Here is a 21,114-nt window from a genome sequence, read left to right on the forward strand (position 1 = left end):
TCCATTTCATATATTTGAAAAACTTTTTAAAGCTTTATGGAATTTAAACAGTCGGAATTACTTTATGCCCTGTTTTTACTACTCATACCGCTGGCTGTTCACTTATTTCAACTACGCCGCTTTCAAAAAGAAGATTTTACCAATGTAAAATTTCTAAAAAAAGTAATTCGCCAAACCCGTAAGAGCTCTCGCTTAAAAAAATGGTTGGTACTGGCTACAAGAATGCTTATGCTCACCGCTTTAATTTTAGCGTTTGCTCAACCCTATTTTCCTGCTAAAAACCCTGAAGCAACCCAAAGTGCTCAGCTTATTTTTCTAGATAATTCTTACAGTATGCAAGCCACCGGCAGAAATGGCGAACTACTGGACGCCACCATTCAGGATTTGATTAAAAATCTTCCTGAAGATAAAGAAATAAGCCTGTTTACCCATACTAACGAGTTTAAAAACCTTACTGCGGAAGAATTAATCACCGAACTTCAAAACATCGATTTTGCAGAAAATTCATCCGAATTTAATACGCTGAATTTAAGAGCTCAACAACTTCTGAAAAGTTCTACCGGAGACAAAAATGTCATTTTTATTTCTGATTTTCAGCAAAATTTGAAGCCTGAAGACTTATCATATAAGTCCAATATAAATTACCATTTAATTCCTGCAATTCCCGAAAATACTCAGAATATCAGTATAGACTCTGTATCTATAAGCAATCGCGAAGCTTCTGAAATTAGCTTAAAGGTCTTATTAAGCAGTTCTGTGGAAATTTTAGAACCTGTAAGTGTTTCGGTTTATAACGGGGAAGAACTTTTTGCAAAAACTGCCGTAAATTTTAAGGAAAATCAAACAACGGAAACCAATTTTAAAATAAATGAAGAAGAAATTTCTAAAGGAAGAATAAGTATTGAAGACGCCTCTTTGAATTACGATAATTCGATGTTTTTTAGCTTAAATAAGCTTGAACCAGCCAATGTAGTGGTTATAAGTCAGAATACAGATGCCAGTTTTCTTAGCCGCATCCTTACTCCTCCTGAATTTAATACTGAAATCTTTGAAATAGATCAACTTGATTTTAATACTTTAAACTCCGCAGATTTGGTGGTGCTAAATGAGCTAGAAACTATCTCGAGCGCTTTAGAATCTAACCTTTTAAACCTTCAAAAGAATGGGGTTCCACTGGTAATTGTTCCTGCAGAAAACTTAGATATAAATTCCTACAATAACTTTCTTAGTCGAATAAATGCACCAGGAATTTCTGAATTAAAAACCCCGGAAACTTTAATAACCGATCTTGCTTTTGATCATCCTTTGCTTACCGGAGTTTTTGAAGAAAGAATTAAGAATTTTGATTATCCTAAGGTGCAGACTTATTATAATTTGAACGGAGGAAATAAAGTGATTTCATTTCAAAATAATTCAGGCTTTTTACTGGAAAGTAATGGAGTATTTCTTTTTTCCGCAGCCTTAAATTCCGAAAATTCAAACTTTAGAAATTCTCCATTAATTGTTCCTGTTTTTTATAATATAGGTCTTAGTGCTTTAAAAACGCCAAATTTATACTACGAAACGGGGCAAGAGAATGAGATCAATATTCCGCTTCAAACGCAGCAAGACGAGGTTGTTCATATTGTTTCAGATACCGAAGATTTTATTCCGCAGCAACGAGCCCTGGGCGATAATCTGGAGATTTTAACTTCCGGCCTCGATATAGCTTCAGGAAATTATTCGCTGGTATACAAAAACGAAAACCAGGGTTATATAAGTTTTAACTCGCCAAGGACCGAAAGTGAATTGGAATATAATATTCCCCAGGAAGCAGAAAATGTAAAAATACATTCCAACATAGCATCTTATTTTAATGAAATAAATGCGGCGGGGCAAAGCAACGAGCTTTGGAAATGCTTTGTTATTTTTGCACTTATATTTTTAACCGCGGAGATGTTTCTTTTAAAATATTTAAAATAATCGCATTATTACTGAATCGGGATTAGCAACAGATTTGGATAAAAACATAACTAAATGAAACTACTTTTAAAATCGGCAACAATAATAGATAAACACTCAGCTTACCATAAAAAAAAGCTGGATATTCTAATAGAGAATGGGATTATAATAAAAATAGGAAATGATATTTCTACCAAAGCCGATAAAGTGATTTCTGAAGAAAATCTTCACGTTTCCCGGGGCTGGTTTGATAGTAGTGTGAGTTTTGGAGAACCCGGTTTTGAAGAGCGGGAAACAATTGCCAACGGCCTTGATACAGCAGCAAAAAGCGGATTTACCAATATTGCATTAAACCCTAATACGTATCCGGTTCTTGACAATAACGGCGCAATTACTTCGGTAAAATCAAAGGCAGCACATCACCCGGTTAAAATGTTTCCTACAGGAGCTTTAACCATTAAAAGTGAAGGCGTAGATCTAGCCGAACTTTATGATATGAAACAGGGAGGCGCCATAGCTTTTGGAGATTATAAACGTGCTGTAAAAAATCCAAATTTGCTGAAAATCGCGCTTCAATATGCTCAAAATTTTAACGGATTAGTGCAATCTTTTCCGCAGGAAGATCGTATTGCCGGTAAAGGAATGGTAAACGAAGAACAAAGCAGTACCTCGTTAGGATTAAAAGGAATTCCCAACCTAGCCGAAGAATTGCAAATTACGCGAGACCTATATCTTCTGGAATACACCGGTGGGAAGTTGCATATTCCTACAATTTCTACTAAAAAATCGGTTTCCTTAATAAATGAAGCTAAAAAGAAAGGCCTGGATGTTAGCTGTAGTGTAGCTATTCATAATCTAATATTTACCGATGAACTACTGCAGGACTTTGATACCAATGCTAAGGTTTTGCCTCCGCTTAGAACTAAAGAAGATATAAAAGCGCTCATAAAAGGCTTAAAGGACGGAACTATAGATATGATTACCAGCGATCATACTCCTATTGATACCGAGCATAAAAAAGTAGAATTTGATAATGCTTTATATGGAAGTATTGGTTTGGAATCTGCTTTTGGAGCATTAAGCACAATTTTTTCTACCGAAGAAGTTATAGAAATACTTTCTAAAGGAAAACAAAGATTTGGGTTGGAAGACATAGAAATTAAAGAAGGAAATCCTGCAGATCTTAGTCTTTTTATCCCAAATGAAAAATATGAATTTAACGAAGCCCATATTTTTTCGACTTCAACAAACAGTATTTTTAAAGGGCATCAAATAAAAGGAAAAGCTTTGGGAATAATTACCAAAGCGGGAGATTTTGGTTTATAGATTTCACTATAAATTTAATACCTTTACAACCTAGAAAACCAGCTATGAAAACAGTGGCCGAAGAAGGAAAAACCCCAGCTATAGTTGCCTATCTCACGATTATTGGCACCATTATAGCCTATTTTATGAACAACGAAAATAAAAATCCGTTTGCTTCATTTCATATTAGGCAAGCTTTTGGCATCCACGTCACTTTCTATGTTTTAGGAGTGTTAGTAGGATTATTTGACAGCTGGTTAATTTCATCTGCCTTTTATATTTTTATTGCGGTTTTGGGTATTTATGGCCTGGTAACAGCAATTCAGGGCGAACAAAAAGAAGTGCCAATTTTAGGCGCATATTTTCAAAAATGGTTTAGTACAATAAATTAAATGAATACCAAAGAACTTTCTCTCCACCACCTTATAAGAAAACCGAAAACCCAAACTGAAAAGACCCCATTGCTCATTATGCTTCACGGCTATGGAAGTGATGAAAACGATCTTTTCTCTTTTGCTGAAGAATTACCCGATGAATTATTCGTGATTTCGGTAAAAGCACCTCACGCGATGCAACCTTACGGTAACGCCTGGTACGCGATTCACTGGGATAACCAGAATGGAAAATTTAGCGACGATGAGCAGGCCAAAGAATCCCGGGAGAAAATTACAGGTTTTATAGATGAAGCGATTGAAGCCTATAATTTAGATGCGGAAAATGTTACTCTTTTAGGCTTTAGCCAGGGTAGTATTTTAAGTTATGCGGTAGCCCTCTCCTATCCTGAAAAGGTTAAAAATATTGTCGCTCTTAGCGGTTATATAAATAAAGAAATTATAAAACCTGGATTTGAGAAAAATGATTTTTCTAAACTATCATTTTATTGTTCGCACGGTTCTCAAGACCAGGTGATTCCTGTAGAATGGGCTAGAAAAACCAAACCTGTTCTGGATAAACTTAATATTGAAAACAGTTATTCAGAATTTCCTGTAGGTCACGGGGTAGCGCCACAAAATTTCTTTGAATTAAGAGAATGGCTTAAAAAGCGAATTTAATTGGCTGCCGGGTAGATAAAAGACTTTTCGGCAATTAGCTCGGGCTTTCCGTTTTCATCAATAAAATAGGTGAAAAATACTTCTCCCCAGTAAGTGCCATCGGTAAAATCGGCAATAACCCACTTATGGTTTAAAACCTTGATTTTGTTGATATGCATATTACCTTCCATCCCGTCAAATGGAACATAAGAATTATCAACATCTACCTTATTCTGGTTCATTAATTCATTTTCTATAGCTTCACGAACATCTTCAGCTTCAATTCCCTTATTTTCAAAATAAGTCATAGCATCTTCGTTATCCATCAAAGAAAAATAACTTTCATTTTGGTTTAAAGCAGCTGCAGATTCATTCTCTAATTCCAGGCGTTCTACTTCGGCTTTCAATTTTTGAATTTCAGCATCGCGGGCATCAAGAATCTTTTTATCGTTCACATAAATAAAAATGGTAAACAAAAGTGAAAAGATAAAAAGGTAAAGTAATAAATTTTTACGCATCTTAAATGGTGATTTTTAGGTTATCGTAGGCCACGAATACATTTTCGGGAAGTTGTTGCTGCACTTCATCATGAAAGCCCAGTAAATGACTAATATGGGTTAAATAGGCTCTTTCGGGTTTAACTCTTGCTATAAATTCTAAGGCTTCCTCGAGGTTTAAGTGAGAATGGTGCGGCTCTATTCTTAGAGCGGTTACTACCAGCACCTTTACGCCATCCAGTTTTTGAACTTCTTCTTCCTCAATAGATTTAAGATCGGTAAGATAAGCGAAATCTTTAAGCCTAAACCCAAAAACCTGCAAGCGGTTGTGCATATAGTTTATGGGAGTAATTTTTAAATCTTTAAAGTAAAAATTTTCATTTACAATTTCATTCTCCTGTACTCCCGGCGCCCCGGGATATTTATTTGTTGAAGTAAATATATATTCAAATCGTTTTCTAAGAGATTCCAGCACTCTTTTATGAGCAAAAACCGGTATATCGCCCTGGCGGAAGAAAAAAGGCCTAATATCATCTAAACCTGCAGTATGATCGTTGTGTTCGTGGGTATATAAAATGGCATCAAGGCTTTCTACAGGGTTTGCCAGCATTTGCATCCTAAAATCAGGACCGCAATCTACTAGAATATTATATTCTTCCCATTTTACCAAAACCGATACCCGCAAGCGTTTATCTTTGGGATTATCACTAAGGCAAACCGGGTGTTTACTACCTATAATAGGGATTCCCTGTGAGGTGCCTGTACCTAAAAATATTACTTCCAAGAATTCTATGTTTTAGGCAAAAGTAAAGATATTTTTTTTCAATACCTTACCGATTTTAGTACCTTTGGATTAAGCAAAAAAGAAACCACACATAAAAGAAAAATTATGCCAATTACAATAATGGGCGATAAGGAATTTGAAAATGTTCCTTCAATTAAAAGCAAAGCACTTCGCATTAATTTAAATGAAAATATCTACGGAACTTTTTCTGAAATTGGTGCCGGCCAGGAAACGGTAAGAAATTTTTTTAGAGCCGGTGGCGCCTCCGGTACTATCGCAAAAGCCATGAGTGCCTACGATAAAGATTTTAGTGATGCAATCTACGGAGTGGAAAATGACAGGAGATATGTTACTGAGGCACGCTTAAAAAAGATGCTTTCTCACGAAATTGGCCTGATTGAGCAGCGAATTTCCCGTGAAAAACACCCTAATAAACTTTTCTTTAGTTACGCTAACACCGTTGCTACCATAGATTTTGCTAAGAAATATAAAGGTCACGGTTGGGTAGGAATTAGATATCAGGTGAGTCCTGAAGAAGATTATAACGAGATTAGCTTGCACGTTAGATTTCACGAAAACGATGCACGCCATCAACAAAATACGCTTGGAATACTTGGTGTAAATCTTATTTACGGGGCTTATTATAAATATGACAATCCTAAGAAACTTTTACGTTACCTCTACGATCATATAGATAAAGATCAAATAGAAATTGATACCATAAACTTTAGCGGTCCACGATTTGAAGGTGTAGACAACCGATTAATGAGTTTACAACTGGTTAAAAACGGAATGACAGATGCCGTTATGTTTGCTCCAGATGGTAACAACGTACTTCCTGCTAAAATACTTTACAAAAAGAATATCCTTGCGCTGCGCGGAAGTTTTAGACCGGTAACTAAGGTTAACATGGATATGTATGAGCGTTCGCTGGAATTATTCCTGAAAGAAAGCAAGGTAGAAAAAGAAAATACAGAAGTTATTTTTGAAATCACCCTTTCTAACCTAAGGGCCGAAGGTGAAATTGATGAACGCGATTTTATGGACCGGGCAAAACTTTTATGCTCCCTGGGACAAACCGTAATGATTTCCAATTTCCAGGAATATTATCGTGTAGTTGAATACTTCTCAAGATATTCTAAGCAAAGAATGGGCTTAACTATGGGTGTAAATAACCTGGTAGATGTGTTTGATGAGAAATATTATAGGCATCTAAGCGGTGGTATTCTGGAAGCTTTTGGTAAATTATTCTTTAAAGACCTTAAGGTTTACCTCTACCCGCTTAAAGATCCAGAAACCGGAGAAATTACTACCAGCGATAACTTAAAAGTTCATCCTAGAATGAAAGAATTGTATAAATTCTTTAAGTATAATGGTAGAGTTGAAGATATTGAGAATTACAATCCTGAAATTCTGGATGTTTATTCAAGAGAAGTTTTACAAATGATTAGTGAAGGAAAAGAAGGCTGGGAAGATATGTTGCCTGAAAAAACCACGAAAATGATTAAGGAACATAACCTTTTTCATTATAAAGAAAACAAGAAAAAAGCTGAAACTGAAGTTTAGTTTCATAAAATTCTAACAAAAAAATCCAGATGAATTAATCATCTGGATTTTTTATTTATTAGTCATCCTGAATTTATTTTAGGATCCAGGGTTTTTCTTTGCAAAAGCTTTAAGCTACACGCTCTATTTTAGCGCCAAGTGCTTTAAGACGTTCATCTATATTTTCGTAACCTCTGTCTATTTGTTCAATATTGTGTATGGTAGAAGTTCCTTTTGCTGAAAGTGCGGCAATTAATAAGGAAATTCCGGCCCTAATATCTGGAGAAGTCATTGTGGTAGCTTTTAACTGCGATTGAAAGTCGTGCCCAATTACCGTAGCCCGGTGCGGATCACAAAGAATAATCTTCGCTCCCATATCTATCAGTTTATCCACAAAGAATAATCTACTTTCAAACATTTTTTGGTGAATAAGTACACTTCCACGAGCCTGAGTAGCAACCACCAGAATAATACTCAATAAATCTGGCGTAAAACCTGGCCAGGGAGCATCGCTAATATTCATTATAGAACCATCTATAAAACTCTGAACCTCGTAGCCATTGGTGTGCGCAGGAATAAAAATATCGTCTCCTTTGCGTTCTATGGTGATTCCTAATTTTCTAAAAGTTGTTGGAATAATCCCCAACATGTCCCAGTTTACATTTTTAATGGTAAGTTCACTCTTGGTCATCGCCGCCATCCCAATCCAGGAACCGATTTCAACCATATCTGGAAGAATTCTATGTTCGCAACCTTTTAAGGAATCTACACCTTCAATAGTTAAAAGGTTAGAACCTACGCCACTAATTTTTGCGCCCATTGAATTCAGCATATTGCAAAGTTGCTGTAAATAAGGTTCACAAGCGGCGTTATAAATAGTAGTAGTTCCTTCAGCAAGAACAGCTGCCATTACAATATTTGCCGTACCGGTTACCGAAGCTTCTTCCAAAAGCATATAACTGCCTTTCAATCCGTTTGGAGCTTCTACGCCGTAAAAACGTTCTTCTTTATTGTATCTAAATTTAGCACCTAGTTTAATAAAACCTTCAAAATGCGTATCCAGCCTTCTTCTACCAATTTTATCGCCACCCGGTTTCGGAACAAATCCCTTACCGAATCTTGCCAGTAATGGTCCCACAATCATAATTGATCCTCGTAAACCACTACCGTCTTTTTTAAACTGGTCACTACTTAGATAATCTAGATCCAGATCATCACTTTTAAAAGAATAACTTCCTTTTCCAAGTTTTTTAATCTTTACTCCAAGATTTTCAAGAAGCTGAATTAATTTATTCACATCCAGGATATCTGGAATATTATTAATCACAACTTCATCTGAAGTTAATAATACGGCACATAGAATTTGCAGGGCTTCGTTTTTGGCTCCCTGTGGCTGAATTTCGCCACTAAGTTGCTGCCCGCCTTCAATTTGGAAAGTTCCCATGAAAGTAAAATATTATTTAGTAGCGCTTGCGGCCACCTCCACCTTTGCGGTTGGATTTTTTAGGATTATTGTTTTTACCGGTGTGCTTCTTCTTATTTCTAATAAGGCTTGAAGCATCACTAAGATCTTCATCGGCATTTTTTAAATTAATTTTCCCGCCGCTAAGTTCCCGAAGATGTTCAAAAATTATCTCATCTTCTACAGTATCACGATTCCAATTAAGGTAAGATTTTTTCATATGGTTGGCTATCGTCAAAACCAAACCTTCTTTTAAAGGACCTTCTTCCCAATCTTTAACCTCATTAATCATTCGGTTAATATTATTTCCGTAGAAACGATATTTCGGAAAGTTTTGAGGATAACCTAACATTTCAGGACGCTCTTCCAGCATTTCCCGGGTTGGTTTAGGAAAAGGTGATTCTACATCAAGCTTAAAATCACTAATTATAAATAATTGATCCCATAATTTATGTTGAAAATCGGGTACATCGCGAAGATGCGGTTGCATATTACCCATTACGGCAATAATAGACTTTGCTACCTGGTTTCGTTCTTTATCATCTTCAATTTCAATGGCTTCTTCTACCATTTTTTGAAGATGTCTCCCGTATTCGGGAATAATTAAGTGTCTCCTTTCGGAGTTATATTCTAATGCGTGTGTCAAAATTGAAATTTATAAGATGATACTTTACTCGATAATCGAGACTTAAATACTTTGAGGCCAGGCTCAAAATCAAAAAAATCTTCCCTTTAATGCCTCATAGGCTTCCCCCAGAGGTAATTTACTGTAGAAGTTATTCGCTGCAAAATACTAAATATTATCGGGATAGATAAAATTTTTGAAAAATTAAAAAATCTACAGTTTCGGGGAAGATAATTCAGAAGATAATTTTTTACAATTTGCGGTCAGCCTTTTTTCTAATTCCTCCCTTCTGAAAGGATTAAAGAGAGATTACACCCTCTACTTTTTCTGCCACTTCTTTATATTTTTCAATTACAGCATCGGGATTCTTCATTCGCACATTTACCGATGTACTTATATAAGTTCCTTTTTTAGACTTCCTGGTAGTAATAACAGCTCCCATATTATTGAAGATCTCCTCAATAATTTTCACCTGGTTCGATTTTGCAGGAACTATAAATTTATATAAATATTCAGATGGCCAAAGAGATGTATCCTGTAATTGCGCTCTTAATTTGTTATAAAACTCTTCCTGATCTTTCGCTCCACTCATAATTTTCTAACTTAATTTTAGGCTGCAAAGATACATGGATTGCATACATTTTTATAATCAATTTCAAATGTCGAAATTTGCAGCGTGAAAAAACAGAAAATAGTAATTACCGGTGGCCCCGGTACCGGAAAATCTTCTATAATACGCCAGTTGGAAAAACATGGACATGAATGTCTTCATGAAATTTCCAGGCAAGTAACTTTAGAAGCCCAAAAACAGGGTATAGACCAATTATTTCTTGATAAACCCGTACTTTTTAGTGAAAAATTACTGGAAGGTCGAAAAATTCAGCATCGTGAGGCCGATATGCTACCGGCTTCAACCATTTTTATCGACCGTGGCCTTCCAGATGTATTGGCTTATATGGATTATTTTAAAACCGAATATTCTACTTATTTTACCAATACCTGTAAAGAATATTCTTATGATAAAATATTCTTTTTACCGCCCTGGGAAGAAATTTACCAAAGCGATAACGAGCGTTACGAGTCTTTTAAAGAAGCTAGCTTAATCTCTAAGTATCTCTTTGAAACCTACAAAACTTACGGTTATACCCCTATTGAAGTTCCTAAAACCTCTATTATTGAAAGAACTCAGTTCATTTTAAATAAAATTGAATAAGCTATTTGCAGGATGCACATTACATATTAAAAAAATACTGGGGACACTCGTCTTTCAGGCCGCTGCAGGAACCTGTTATAGAAAAACTCCTGGAGAAAAAAAATGTACTGGCGCTAATGCCAACCGGAGGTGGGAAGTCACTTTGCTTCCAGGTACCTGCATTAATTAAAGACGGAATATGTATTGTAATATCCCCGTTAGTTGCATTAATGGAAGATCAGGTAAATGCGCTTCAGCAAAAAGGAATAAAAGCAATGGCATTAACCGGCGGAATGGCTTACCGCGACCTGGATGCAGCGCTTGATAATTGTATTTACGGAAATTATAAATTCCTCTATCTTTCTCCTGAGAGACTCCAACAAGACCTGGTACAGGAACGCATTAAGTTGATGAATGTAAATCTAATCGCGGTAGATGAAGCACATTGTATTTCGCAATGGGGCCACGACTTTAGACCAGCATATAGAAATATTTCACTCTTAAAAGATTTAAAACCAGAAACACCTTTCATTGCACTTACAGCAACAGCAACCCCGGCGGTGGTGAAAGACATTGTAAAAGAATTGGAACTGGTAGATATTGAAGTTCTAAAAGATTCTTTTTATCGTTCAAATATTGCCTATAATGTCTTAATAGCTGAAGATAAATATTATAGATTATTTCAACTTCTGAATAATAAAAATGAGGCTGCGATAATATATGTTCGAAGCCGAAAAGCCAGTCTGGAAATAGCTGATTTATTGATCAAAAAAGGCTACAAAGCTGATGCCTTCCACGGGGGATTACAACCTAAAGAAAAAACAAAAAAGCTTACCAGCTGGCTAGAGAATAAGCATCATATTATGGTGGCTACCACTGCTTTTGGGATGGGAATAGATAAGCCAGATGTTAGGCAGGTAATTCATTTAAATTTACCAGAATCTTTAGAAAGCTATTTCCAGGAAGCCGGACGCGCAGGGAGAGATGGAGCAAAAGCAGATGCAACAATTTTAACTAATAATAGCGACATCCCGGTTTTAAAAAATCAGTTTCTCGCTAATTTACCCCAACTGGAAGATGTAAAACTGGTTTATAAAAAGCTTAATACCTATTTCAGGATAGCCTACGGTGAAGGGGAGGAAACCGAACATAATTTTAGTTTTTCTAAATTTTGTGCCCAATACGAACTTCCATTTTCTAAAACTTACGAGGTGCTTCAGCTTTTAGATAGATGCAGCGTTCTAAAACTATCAAAGGAATTTCATAAAAGAACCAGTATTCATTTTATCATTTCTGGAAAGCAACTTCAGTATTATCTAGAGCAAAATCAGAAATACGAAAATTTTGTAAAAGCGCTATTAAGAACCTACGGTGGAATTCTGGAAAATAAAACAGCGATAGACCTGGCTTCGATTTGTAAAAAATCTAATATAGAGCAAGACAAAGCGCTAAAATTTCTTCAGGAGCTGGAAAAAGACCAGGTGCTGGAATACGTTTTTGCAGAACACGATGCAACCGTTTTATTTTTGGTTCCACGGGAAGACGATTTGGTTATTTTTCCGTTGGCGACATATATAAAGCAACATAACCAGTCTAAAAAAGAAAAAATAGATTCGGTTTTGGCTTATCTGGAGAATGAGAAGATTTGCCGAAGCAAGCAATTACTCGCATATTTTGGAGAGAAAAAAGTAGAAAACTGCGGAATTTGTTCGGTTTGCCAAAAACAAGCTGCGCCTTTAACCAGAGAGCTTAAAAATGCGATTTATAAAGAAATAATAAACATTTTAAAAACCTCTAACGCTTCTTCGCGGCAGCTCACCGAGGCCATTAATTATCCCGAAGATCAGGTTTTAGAAGTTTTACGATTATTAATAGACAAAGAATTAATTTCTCGAAAAAACGGGAATGTTTACCAAATAAATAGATGATGAGATCATTAAAAATAGTATTTATGGGCACGCCAGATTTTGCTGTGGCCAGCCTGGAAAGTATATTAAACGCCAATTATAATGTAGTTGGCGTAATAACAGCCCCCGATAAACCCGCTGGAAGAGGAAGAAAATTACAGGAAAGTCCGGTGAAAAAATTTGCGGTGAGCAAAGGTTTAAAGGTTTTGCAACCTACTAATTTAAAAGATCAAACTTTTATTGAAGAATTAAAAGCTCTTGAACCAAATGTACAGGTAGTTGTGGCTTTTAGAATGTTACCAAAAGTTGTTTGGGATTTGCCTAAATTTGGAACCTTCAATCTTCATGCTTCCCTCCTGCCTCAATATCGTGGTGCCGCTCCTATAAACTGGGCTATAATTAATAATGAAACAAAAACCGGGGTTTCAACATTTTTTCTTGATGAAAAGATTGATACCGGTGCGATGATACTTCAGAAGGAAATTGATATTGCTCCCGAAGAAAGTGTTGGTGAATTGCACGATAAATTACTGGAACTTGGCTCGGGTTTGGTGGTAGAAACACTTGAACTTATAGAAAATGGCAACCTCACTCCCACTCCACAACCCTTTAATGAAATATTAAAAGACGCCCCAAAATTAAATAGGGAGAACACAAAAATTAATTGGGACGATTCTTTAGATCAAATTTATAATTTAATTCGAGGCTTAAACCCTTACCCGGCCGCCTGGAGTATTTTGTTTAACGATAATAAAGAAGAAAAAGTAAAGATCTACGATTGCAAAAAAGAAAATACCAGTCATTCTTTAGAAAATGGCTGTATTTTGGTTGAAGATAAAAAGCTGAAGGTAGCAACAGAGGGCGGTTATCTAATAATTGAAGAATTACAACTTCCCGGAAAGCGAAAAATGGATGTAAAATCACTTTTAAACGGATATGATTTTACGGAAGGGTCAAAATTCCGCTAAGGCCTTATGGTTACTGAAACGGATAAAAATCAACTAAATTTATACTTGTTTATTAACAAAATGGCCGACTTATTAACAATATTCTGCATTTCCCTTGATATTACTTGCACGGCCGAGAATTCCATATAAATTTGTAAAGCAATTTAACAGAATGTTTAACCAACAATTTATTTAAAATTCAAATTATGAACAAAACAGATTTAATTGATGCAATGGCTGAAAACGCTGGAATCTCAAAAGCAGCAGCAAAAAAAGCCTTAGAATCTTTCCTGGAAAACGTAGAAAAATCTCTTAAAAAAGGAGATCGTGTTTCTTTAGTAGGATTTGGATCTTGGTCAGTTTCTAAAAGAGCTGCCCGTGAAGGAAGAAACCCACAAACCGGAAAAACCATTAAAATTGCTGCTAAAAATGTAGTGAAATTTAAGGCCGGTGCAGATTTACAAAAAGCTGTAAACTAATAATTTATATTAGTAAAACATTGAAAGCCTCTCATAAGAGAGGCTTTTTTAATGAAAATAATTTAAGTTTTAATTTGATTTTTTTTTAAATTAATAGTAGTTTAGATAAAAACATGCTAAAATGATCGCTTTAAAACCAACCAAAGGCCATCTATTGGTAGCAGAACCATCAATAATTGGAGATGTGGCATTTAACCGCTCTGTGGTTTTGCTTGCCGATCATTCTGAAGCGGGTTCTGTGGGTTTTATACTTAATAAAGCACTAGATTTTACTTTAAAAGACCTTGTACCTGATCTTTCTTCTAATTTTAAAATCTACAACGGTGGCCCGGTAGAGCAGGACAATCTTTACTTTATTCATAAAATACCAGATCTTATTCCCCAAAGTGTAGAAATTGCCAATGGCATTTATTGGGGCGGTAATTTTGATGTGGTTACAGAACTAATTAATCAAAAATTAATTAGTGAAAAAGAAATACGGTTCTTTTTAGGATATTCGGGTTGGGATGCCAATCAATTAGATGAAGAATTAAGTTCACACGCCTGGATTGTAACTACCAACGAAAATCCTAAAGACATTATAGAACGTCCATACCATTCCTTTTGGAAAGATAAAATGATGCAACTTGGCGGGGAATATATTTTATGGTCTAATGCACCAGAAAATCCCAGTTATAACTAACCCAATCTTGCTTTTACGTTTAATTTTGAAAGCAGGTCTTTAGCTACTTTATTTCCAAACTTCTTTTTACGATATTTTGTTACCGGTTGGATTCCTGTAATTACATTGGTTATAAACAACTCATCAGCTTTTTGAAGTTCAAAAGGAGAAATTGAAGTTTCTTCTAAAGTTAAATCGGGAAGGGTTTTAATAATTTCTAGTAATTTCTTCCGGGTAATTCCATTTAAAGCTCCATCGGTAAGTGGTGGCGTTTTTATTTTATCTCCTTTTACAAGGAATAAATTACCATTTAAGGCTTCAACCACATTCTTTTTTTCATTGATCAAAAAACAGTTTTCATATCCATTTTCTGAAGCAAAAATACTTCCCAGGACATTTATGGCGCGGTTATTTGATTTTATAGTAGAAAATAATCCGCTGGTTACGTAGTGATCTTTAAAAAGTTCTACTTCATAATCGTCTTCATTCAGTAAATAAAAAGCATCAGAAAGTTCTTTAGCAGTGATAATGAATCCTATTTCCCGCGTTGCTGGTTTATAATAACCTCCTTCTTTGCGGTAAGCCGAAAATTTTACACGCGCTGCTGTAGTATCTAAACCATTTTCTTTTACCAGGTCAAGAATCTCTTCTTCAAGAAATTCAGGTGAAAAATTAGCAGGAATTTCCATACGCATAATGCGCATAGAAGCCATAAGCCTAAAATAATGATCTTCCCAAAACATTATTTTTCCGCTAATTACACGAATGGTTTCAAACACCGCATCTCCATAGGCAAATCCCCGATTGGTTACCGAAATTGATGCCTGCTTATCTTTTACTAAATTTCCGTCTAGATTTATCATAAAAAAGCCCCGTTTTAGAACGGGGCAAAGGTAATATTTATCTTAAGATTATTAAGCAGATCCCAACACCTGTTTAAGGTTAGAGATCATATTTTCCCAAAGCATTTTGCCTTCTTCAATTTCATCTTCATCTTCGGCAAAATCGGTAATCATTATAGAAACATCTTTGGTAATTTCGTCTACCTGGATTCTTATTTCAAAAAAATAAGGAGTGTCTTCATCGTCAAGCCACTTAAATTTTACGCGCTCATCACTCTTTTTGCTTACCAATTTGGCTTTCTCTTCACTTCCTTCCCAAATAAAAGTAAACAATTCGCCCCGTGAATTCACATTATCTGCATACCATTCACTTAGTCCTGAGGGGGTTGATATATATTGGTATAACAATGAAGGAGAAGCCTGAATGGGAAATTCCATTTCGTACTTTATCTTATCTTCCATTTTTAGGTTTAATTAGTTTCGGGCAATATAGATATTAATTAGAAAGATAAAAAGAAAACAAATTAAATATTTTAGAAAATAATGTTTGCGTCAATACAAAATGTTTATATATTTGCACCCGCATTCACAACCAGCAAGAATGCTTGTAAAGTCAGGCCAACAGGCAGTTTACATAAAATTACGGCGAGGTAGCTCAGTTGGTTAGAGCGTCGGATTCATAACCCGGAGGTCCCGAGTTCAAATCTCGGTCTCGCTACAGTAATAACAAGGCTTCACAGAGATGTGAGGCTTTTTATTTTTGTACCTAGTACAGAATAAGTACAGAATTTGATCTATTTTCAATAATTCATTAGGAGTCATTTGAAATATTACCAACTGATAGCAATTGAAACTGAATTTTAGGTTTATTCTGGAAAATCTAATTTAGAAGGCAATCTTTTTCAATATAACTATGGGTTTACCAGGAGAAAACTTGTACCACCAAACAGTTTCGCGATGTAACCTATAGTCGTTATTGAATATACCCAAGATCATTATTTCCCACTCCCCCACCATGCAACGGTAAATTCTCCTACTTCTAAGCACATTTTTCTAAAATCAAAAAGGTAAGATTTTAATTATGGCAGGCTGAATAATATCTTCTTCTCTTTTTTCTTATCCACTAAAAAACATATATAAACTATTTAGTAAAATTATTATATTTATCCTAAGTTGAAGATAGCGGTTAAGGAGTGGCCAACACCTGGCAGATGACGGGGGCAACTTTCGGCTGATAAGGACGGCGCTATCTGATATTAATCTACAGTTAAGTCCCGTGTTAAGTGCGAGCTTAAATTTATGTGGCGCGGAGGCGAAAGCCTCCAAGCCGCTCCTTTTTCTAAACGAGGATTAAATTACCTCCAAAAAAGAAGATTTTACACTGATGCCTTTTTTGTTTGGAGCGGCAGTTAAAATTTTAAGTCTTATATTCAGCCTCCAATGGTATTTCCCTGGTGATGGTATAAGACTTATTATATAAGCCTTAAATGCGACTTAGGATTGCAGTTCCTTACGCGACGGTTTAAGGTTTAAAAAAGCAGCTTTAGATAGTTTGTAGATTTTCAAAAATCAAATCTTTCTGATGAGCTGCTTTTTTCCATTACCAAACTATTTCAGGGTAATTATCATAACTTATTTCGTGCACCTCACATTTTAAAGCCTTAGCACTACTTTCCATATCAGACTTCCACATCTTATAGGCTGGCGAAAATTGGGAATAAGCAATTAACAAATCTGGTATTCCGCGAAATCTTCTTTTTCCCGGTGTCTTGCTGAAATATTCTATATTAATACCCTGCAGAACTAAAAAAACCAGGTCATTATGTATATCTATTCTTTGCCCTATGAAATTTTGAATTTTTTGTGCGCCCTGGGGATCATAATCAAATAAGGCTTTCTTACAATTAAATTCGAGGATATAAAGGTTCGCCTGATCCAGGGCATCCAACACTACATAACCTGCATTGTAACGAAGAACAGAAATCAAATAAAGTAAGTTGTCCATAGGTATCTAAAGCCTAAATATTCAACCTTATTCTCCGAATCAAAAACAAAATTTTCTTTCAACCTGGAATGCTGGAAAGTCTTTCGAACCTCATAAGCAAAGCCCATTATTATATCTGATTGCCCCTTCTCTTCTTTCTTATATTCATTTAAACGCTCTCCTATTTTGTGAATCGTTTCATACAGGCTTGTTAAGTCACCGTAATCACCCCATAATTCTATTCCTGTCCCTTTCCTGGTTGGGTTACTTTGAAGCATAAAAAAGTATTCTAATTATGTATTCTTTTTCAAATATCACCATTTAAATCAATGTAGTTTATTTAGTAATCACCAAATTTTCAATAATTATGGAAGAGCAGGGAGCATTTAAAGAAGTACAATTTCACGATGAATTCAGGAAAGAGGTCATTGACAAATTACTTGAATTACACCGTCAATTAGTTTTACTCGAACATCTTGAAAGGGGATCAAGAATGCCATTTTTGAGAAAGATAGCGATTCTTCGTGATTTTTTTTGGGATTCAGATATTGAAGAATATTTATACGATAATGAAGATCTTGGGTACATATATAATAACCTGGAGAGGTTCATGGAAAAACTTAAAATTTATGAACCATTCCCTGAATGGTCTTATCGAAAGCCAAAGTAATACAAATTCAAAAACTTTTTATAACGTATTTTTACTATTTAAGCGGTTAAATATTTACACCGTTAGTGCCAGGCCTTAAAATTTAGGAATTCCTCTAGGCTGGTCTATTCTTCTTAAAATTTTCAGCCTGTTCAAAGATTTCTTCATAGACCTCGTCTCGTTCCACCGGGGGATAACCGTGCTCATCGAGTAATAGGATAAGCCCGACTTTTAAAGCAGATTTAATGTCGTTTCTTTTGCTCCAGTCCGGGAATTTTGCCTGTTCATCCACCAAATCCTTTACTGCTTTCGAAAGCTCGATAAGCTTATCTTCCGGATATTGAAAGTCATACTTTATACATAGTTCTTTTAAAATGTCGTAGAAAGCTTTTTCCTCAAAATCAATTCCCAGCATTTCCCCGGCCGAAAACTCTTTTTGTACCTGCCAAATAAGATCGGTAAGCTGTTCCGCCATTTCTTCATAAACTTCACTGCGTAACACATCTCCTTTTCGTTCATTGTACCTGGAGACCAGGCCCTCCATTTTTCTGGAAAAATCAACTCCTTTTACCTTGTTCACCTTCTTTATCTCATCAATGGCCCTGGCCAGTAATTGCTGTAAAAGTTTGATTTTTGTATTAGGCAGTTTGATCTTATCGATCTTTGCCAGATAATCTTCATCAAAAATGTCCTGCTGGCTATTGGTTTGGTCACCCATTTTAAAGATCTCCTCTACGCCTTCACTAGCCAAGGCATTTTTGATCATTTCCCTTACTTTGGCGTTCATTTGGGCGGTATCCGGTGCGTTCCCTTTTGTAAGCTTAAAGACTATAGACTTTACAGCTAAATAAAAATGAGTATAATCCCGTTCTTCCTGAGTTAACTTTTCACTTCCAGCGCAAATATCATAGGCGGCTTTCAGGCGTTTTACCAAATTCATAAAGCGCGTTTCCAACTCTTTGGTTTGTTGTACGTATTCAACGGCTTTGTTTAGGTTGTTAAACTGGCTCAAAGGGTCGCCCCGGAAATAATCGGTGCTGTCAAATTTGTGGAAAATCCTTCCCAATAAATCCAGGTGGTCCCTTACTATTTTCAGGGACTTTGCAATATCTTCAAAATTTTGCCGCTCCCCCTTATTATACTTGGCAAGTGCTAAATTCATTTGTTTTTTAATGCCAATATAATCTACTACCAGTCCTTTGTTTTTACCCTGGAACTTCCGGTTTACCCGGGAAATCGTCTGGATTAGGTTATGCTGCTGGATGGGCTTATCGATATAGATGCTATCTAAAAACGGAACATCGAAACCGGTGAGCCACATATCGACTACAATGGCAATTTTAAAATTCGATTTCTCATTTTTAAACTGACGATCCAGCTCTTTCCGGTACTCTTTTGTACCTAAAAGATCATACATTTCTTTGGGATCGTCTTTTCCTCTAGTCATGATCATTTTTATGCGCTCAATAGGCTTAAGCTGCTTCCTGTCTTTTTCGGTTAATTCGGCACCTTCTTCTGCTTTTCTGATCTTTGCCCACTCCGGCCTTAGTTCGATGATGTTCTTATAAAGCTCGTAAGCTATCTCCCGGCTACTACTTACAAAAATTGCTTTTCCTTTTACGGTAGCGCCTTCCTTCAGCCTTTTCTCATAATGCTGGATAAAATCTTCTGCTATGGCCTGTAAACGATCGGGATCACCCAGAATTGCGTTCATGTTGGCCGACTGCTTTTTGCTCTCTTCCACTTGGTACTCATTGGCACCTTCTTCCTCAGCTACTCTATAATAATCTTCAATTTTTTGCAATTCCCGGTTTTCCAGGGCCACTCTGGCCGATCTTCCTTCATAGACTATGCGAACGGTAATCTCGTCTTTTACAGATTCCGTCATAGTGTATTCATCTACTACTTTTCCAAAAACATTTAAAGTAGCGTCGATTGGCGTTCCGGTAAAACCTACAAAAGTAGCATTAGGTAAAGAATCGTGAAGGTACTTGGCAAAGCCGAAAGTTTTCTGAACCCCTTTTTCGGTAATCTTTATTTTCTGGTCAAGATTGGTCTGGCTCCGGTGAGCCTCATCAGATATACAAATTACGTTGCTTCTATTGGTAAGCAATTCTGTGTCTTCCGTAAACTTGTGAATGGTGGTAAGGAATACGCCGCCGCTTTCCCTTCCTCTTATGCGTTTCCGAAGATCTACACGACTTTCCACACTGGCGATAGCATCATCGCCAATAAATGATTTTGCATTGGTAAACTGTCCTGCAAGTTGATCATCCAGATCAGTTCGATCTGTAATTAGAATAATAGTGGGACTTTCAAAGTGGTCGCTTTTCATTAAAAGCCTTGTCAGAAAAAGCATGGTAAAACTTTTACCGGAACCGGTGGCTCCAAAATAGGTGCCTCCTTTTCCGTTTCCGGCCGGTTTTTGAGCTTTCTGAATATTTTCAAATAGAGCCCGCGCCGCATAATATTGAGGATAACGGCATACTATTTTTTCATCCTTTTTGGAGCTGTCCGGTAAATAAATAAAGTTTTTAATGATGTCCCGAAGCCTGTTTTGATGCAACATCCCCTGGATAAGGATGAACATGCTATCAATGCCATCAACCTCTTTTACCAGCCCTGCGATTCTGCGCCAGGCATAGAAGAATTCATAAGGGGCAAAAAAGGAACCTGCTTTGGTATTTACGCCATCGCTGATCACGCAAAACGCGTTATACTTAAAAAGTTCGGGTATATCCCTTTGGTAACGAACGGTTAATTGTTTGTAAGCATCATAAATTGTGGTGTTTTCCTGAATGGCGGTTTTAAATTCGAAAACAACCACCGGAATTCCGTTGATATAAAGTATCCCGTCAGGAATACGTTTTTGGGTTCCGGTAATTTCCAGCTGGTTGACGAATTTATAAGTGTTGCGGTTCTCTACTGAATAATCAATTAAATAGATCCAGATATCTTTTTGGGAACGGTCTTCCCGCTTTAGCGAAAAACCATCAGAAAGCATTTGCATAAATCCTTTATTGCTTTCATAAAGGTCTGAAGCCGGAAGGGTTTTGAGCCTGAGAATGATGGATTCTACTTCATTTTTGGTGATCCCGTTTTCCCGGTACCTTGACATCAGAAATTCCCGAAGGTCACTTTCAATAAGAACTTCATCTTCCTTTCGGGATATGCTGCCTCCTAACTGATGCTGATAACCTTCCTGTTCCAGCTGTGTGGCAAAAACGCTTTCCAGTTGTGCTTCGGTAAACTTTTTACTCATT

General features: G+C 36.3%; 19 protein-coding genes, 1 tRNA gene and 1 pseudogene. 12 read left to right on the top strand and 9 right to left on the bottom strand.

Annotated elements, in window-relative coordinates; all coding sequences use genetic code 11:
• Positions 1-36 precede the first annotated feature (36 nt).
• Genes B4F31_RS17790 through B4F31_RS17805 form a run of 4 tightly spaced genes read left to right on the top strand, consistent with a single transcriptional unit; the run spans position 37 to position 4,298 of the window.
• Entirely contained in the window at positions 37-1,962 is a 1,926-nt protein-coding gene (locus tag B4F31_RS17790) for a BatA domain-containing protein (protein WP_286761868.1), read from the top strand.
• Positions 1,963-2,016: 54 nt separating this feature from the next.
• Positions 2,017-3,267 (top strand): dihydroorotase, encoded by a 1,251-nt coding sequence (locus B4F31_RS17795; protein ID WP_093305431.1) that lies wholly within the window; start codon positions 2,017-2,019, stop codon positions 3,265-3,267.
• A gap of 44 nt (positions 3,268-3,311) precedes the next feature.
• A complete protein-coding gene (locus tag B4F31_RS17800; protein ID WP_075327010.1) occupies positions 3,312-3,638 on the top strand; it encodes a DUF4870 domain-containing protein in 327 nt (108 codons plus the stop codon).
• Positions 3,639-4,298 carry an alpha/beta hydrolase gene (locus B4F31_RS17805; RefSeq protein ID WP_075327011.1) on the top strand — a complete coding sequence of 220 codons (660 nt, stop codon included), beginning with the start codon at positions 3,639-3,641 and terminating at the stop codon, positions 4,296-4,298.
• Here B4F31_RS17805 and B4F31_RS17810 read toward each other — a convergent pair.
• Positions 4,295-4,795 (bottom strand): hypothetical protein, encoded by a 501-nt coding sequence (locus tag B4F31_RS17810; RefSeq protein ID WP_075327012.1) that lies wholly within the window; start codon positions 4,793-4,795, stop codon positions 4,295-4,297. The two genes, B4F31_RS17805 and B4F31_RS17810, sit on opposite strands and share 4 nt — an antisense overlap.
• Before the next feature lies 1 nt (position 4,796).
• Positions 4,797-5,558 (bottom strand): MBL fold metallo-hydrolase, encoded by a 762-nt coding sequence (locus B4F31_RS17815; protein ID WP_286761869.1) that lies wholly within the window; start codon positions 5,556-5,558, stop codon positions 4,797-4,799.
• A 105-nt stretch (positions 5,559-5,663) separates the two neighbouring features.
• Here B4F31_RS17815 and B4F31_RS17820 point away from each other — a divergent pair, with 105 nt between their 5' ends.
• On the top strand, positions 5,664-7,124 hold the full coding sequence (locus B4F31_RS17820) for a nicotinate-nucleotide adenylyltransferase (RefSeq protein ID WP_093305437.1): 1,461 nt from the start codon (positions 5,664-5,666) through the stop codon (positions 7,122-7,124).
• Between the two features lie 109 nt (positions 7,125-7,233).
• Here B4F31_RS17820 and murA read toward each other — a convergent pair whose 3' ends face one another.
• From murA to B4F31_RS17835, 3 genes are all read right to left on the bottom strand, one after another.
• Complete coding sequence (gene murA / locus B4F31_RS17825) at positions 7,234-8,547, bottom strand: UDP-N-acetylglucosamine 1-carboxyvinyltransferase (RefSeq protein WP_075327015.1); 1,314 nt, start codon at positions 8,545-8,547, stop codon at positions 7,234-7,236.
• Positions 8,548-8,563: 16 nt separating this feature from the next.
• Positions 8,564-9,211: a DUF4290 domain-containing protein gene (locus B4F31_RS17830; RefSeq protein WP_075327016.1), complete on the bottom strand. Its 648-nt coding sequence runs from the start codon at positions 9,209-9,211 to the stop codon at positions 8,564-8,566.
• 277 nt (positions 9,212-9,488) lie between these two features.
• Entirely contained in the window at positions 9,489-9,782 is a 294-nt protein-coding gene (locus B4F31_RS17835) for a DUF493 family protein (RefSeq protein WP_075327017.1), read from the bottom strand.
• An 84-nt stretch (positions 9,783-9,866) separates the two neighbouring features.
• On the opposite strand from B4F31_RS17835, the gene B4F31_RS17840 reads away from it, so the two are divergent.
• The 5 genes from B4F31_RS17840 (at position 9,867) to B4F31_RS17860 (ending at position 14,397) form a co-directional block, all read left to right on the top strand.
• Complete coding sequence (locus B4F31_RS17840) at positions 9,867-10,403, top strand: AAA family ATPase (RefSeq protein ID WP_075327018.1); 537 nt, start codon at positions 9,867-9,869, stop codon at positions 10,401-10,403.
• 5 nt (positions 10,404-10,408) lie between these two features.
• Positions 10,409-12,310, top strand: a complete 1,902-nt coding sequence (locus B4F31_RS17845; protein ID WP_286761870.1) for a RecQ family ATP-dependent DNA helicase — start codon at positions 10,409-10,411, stop codon at positions 12,308-12,310.
• Entirely contained in the window at positions 12,310-13,257 is a 948-nt protein-coding gene (fmt, locus tag B4F31_RS17850) for a methionyl-tRNA formyltransferase (protein WP_093305441.1), read from the top strand. The genes B4F31_RS17845 and fmt overlap by 1 nt, the downstream gene beginning before the upstream one ends.
• Before the next feature lie 185 nt (positions 13,258-13,442).
• Positions 13,443-13,715 (top strand): HU family DNA-binding protein, encoded by a 273-nt coding sequence (locus B4F31_RS17855; RefSeq protein ID WP_006990442.1) that lies wholly within the window; start codon positions 13,443-13,445, stop codon positions 13,713-13,715.
• Between the two features lie 121 nt (positions 13,716-13,836).
• Positions 13,837-14,397 (top strand): YqgE/AlgH family protein, encoded by a 561-nt coding sequence (locus B4F31_RS17860; protein ID WP_075327021.1) that lies wholly within the window; start codon positions 13,837-13,839, stop codon positions 14,395-14,397.
• Here B4F31_RS17860 and B4F31_RS17865 read toward each other — a convergent pair.
• Together B4F31_RS17865 and B4F31_RS17870 are read right to left on the bottom strand one after the other, a co-directional pair.
• On the bottom strand, positions 14,394-15,239 hold the full coding sequence (locus B4F31_RS17865) for an aminotransferase class IV (protein ID WP_075327022.1): 846 nt from the start codon (positions 15,237-15,239) through the stop codon (positions 14,394-14,396). The two genes, B4F31_RS17860 and B4F31_RS17865, sit on opposite strands and share 4 nt — an antisense overlap.
• Positions 15,240-15,290: 51 nt before the next feature.
• The gene (locus B4F31_RS17870) at positions 15,291-15,680 is read right to left on the bottom strand and encodes an START-like domain-containing protein (RefSeq protein ID WP_075327023.1); all 390 of its coding nucleotides are present in this window, start codon (positions 15,678-15,680) and stop codon (positions 15,291-15,293) included.
• A 182-nt stretch (positions 15,681-15,862) separates the two neighbouring features.
• Between B4F31_RS17870 and B4F31_RS17875 the strand changes: the two genes are divergently transcribed.
• Positions 15,863-15,936: transfer RNA gene (locus tag B4F31_RS17875), tRNA-Met, on the top strand.
• Positions 15,937-16,818: 882 nt separating this feature from the next.
• Here the strand turns inward: B4F31_RS17875 and B4F31_RS18185 are convergent.
• A pseudogene (locus B4F31_RS18185) lies at positions 16,819-17,480 on the bottom strand (DUF6904 family protein).
• Between the two features lie 89 nt (positions 17,481-17,569).
• On the opposite strand from B4F31_RS18185, the gene B4F31_RS17890 reads away from it, so the two are divergent.
• Complete coding sequence (locus B4F31_RS17890) at positions 17,570-17,872, top strand: hypothetical protein (protein WP_034892311.1); 303 nt, start codon at positions 17,570-17,572, stop codon at positions 17,870-17,872.
• A 94-nt stretch (positions 17,873-17,966) separates the two neighbouring features.
• On the opposite strand, the gene B4F31_RS17895 is transcribed toward B4F31_RS17890, so the two are convergent.
• The gene (locus B4F31_RS17895; RefSeq protein ID WP_208225738.1) at positions 17,967-21,113 is read right to left on the bottom strand and encodes a type I restriction endonuclease subunit R; all 3,147 of its coding nucleotides are present in this window, start codon (positions 21,111-21,113) and stop codon (positions 17,967-17,969) included.
• Position 21,114 lies beyond the last annotated feature (1 nt).

It is taken from the genome of Salegentibacter sp. UBA1130 (assembly GCF_002311535.1).
Classification (GTDB): Bacteria; Bacteroidota; Bacteroidia; order Flavobacteriales; family Flavobacteriaceae; genus Salegentibacter; species Salegentibacter agarivorans.

Excerpts from the sequence above, each read along its gene's own strand:
- B4F31_RS17790 (WP_286761868.1), top strand. The coding sequence starts at position 37 with ATGGAATTTAAACAGTCGGAATTACTTTATGCCCTGTTTTTACTACTC.
- B4F31_RS17795 (WP_093305431.1), top strand. The coding sequence starts at position 2,017 with ATGAAACTACTTTTAAAATCGGCAACAATAATAGATAAACACTCAGCT.
- B4F31_RS17800 (WP_075327010.1), top strand. The coding sequence starts at position 3,312 with ATGAAAACAGTGGCCGAAGAAGGAAAAACCCCAGCTATAGTTGCCTAT.
- B4F31_RS17805 (WP_075327011.1), top strand. The coding sequence starts at position 3,639 with ATGAATACCAAAGAACTTTCTCTCCACCACCTTATAAGAAAACCGAAA.
- B4F31_RS17810 (WP_075327012.1), bottom strand. The coding sequence starts at position 4,795 with ATGCGTAAAAATTTATTACTTTACCTTTTTATCTTTTCACTTTTGTTT.
- B4F31_RS17820 (WP_093305437.1), top strand. The coding sequence starts at position 5,664 with ATGCCAATTACAATAATGGGCGATAAGGAATTTGAAAATGTTCCTTCA.
- murA (WP_075327015.1), bottom strand. The coding sequence starts at position 8,547 with ATGGGAACTTTCCAAATTGAAGGCGGGCAGCAACTTAGTGGCGAAATT.
- B4F31_RS17835 (WP_075327017.1), bottom strand. The coding sequence starts at position 9,782 with ATGAGTGGAGCGAAAGATCAGGAAGAGTTTTATAACAAATTAAGAGCG.
- fmt (WP_093305441.1), top strand. The coding sequence starts at position 12,310 with ATGAGATCATTAAAAATAGTATTTATGGGCACGCCAGATTTTGCTGTG.
- B4F31_RS17855 (WP_006990442.1), top strand. The coding sequence starts at position 13,443 with ATGAACAAAACAGATTTAATTGATGCAATGGCTGAAAACGCTGGAATC.
- B4F31_RS17860 (WP_075327021.1), top strand. The coding sequence starts at position 13,837 with ATGATCGCTTTAAAACCAACCAAAGGCCATCTATTGGTAGCAGAACCA.
- B4F31_RS17865 (WP_075327022.1), bottom strand. The coding sequence starts at position 15,239 with ATGATAAATCTAGACGGAAATTTAGTAAAAGATAAGCAGGCATCAATT.
- B4F31_RS17870 (WP_075327023.1), bottom strand. The coding sequence starts at position 15,680 with ATGGAAGATAAGATAAAGTACGAAATGGAATTTCCCATTCAGGCTTCT.
- B4F31_RS17890 (WP_034892311.1), top strand. The coding sequence starts at position 17,570 with ATGGAAGAGCAGGGAGCATTTAAAGAAGTACAATTTCACGATGAATTC.
- B4F31_RS17895 (WP_208225738.1), bottom strand. The coding sequence starts at position 21,113 with ATGAGTAAAAAGTTTACCGAAGCACAACTGGAAAGCGTTTTTGCCACA.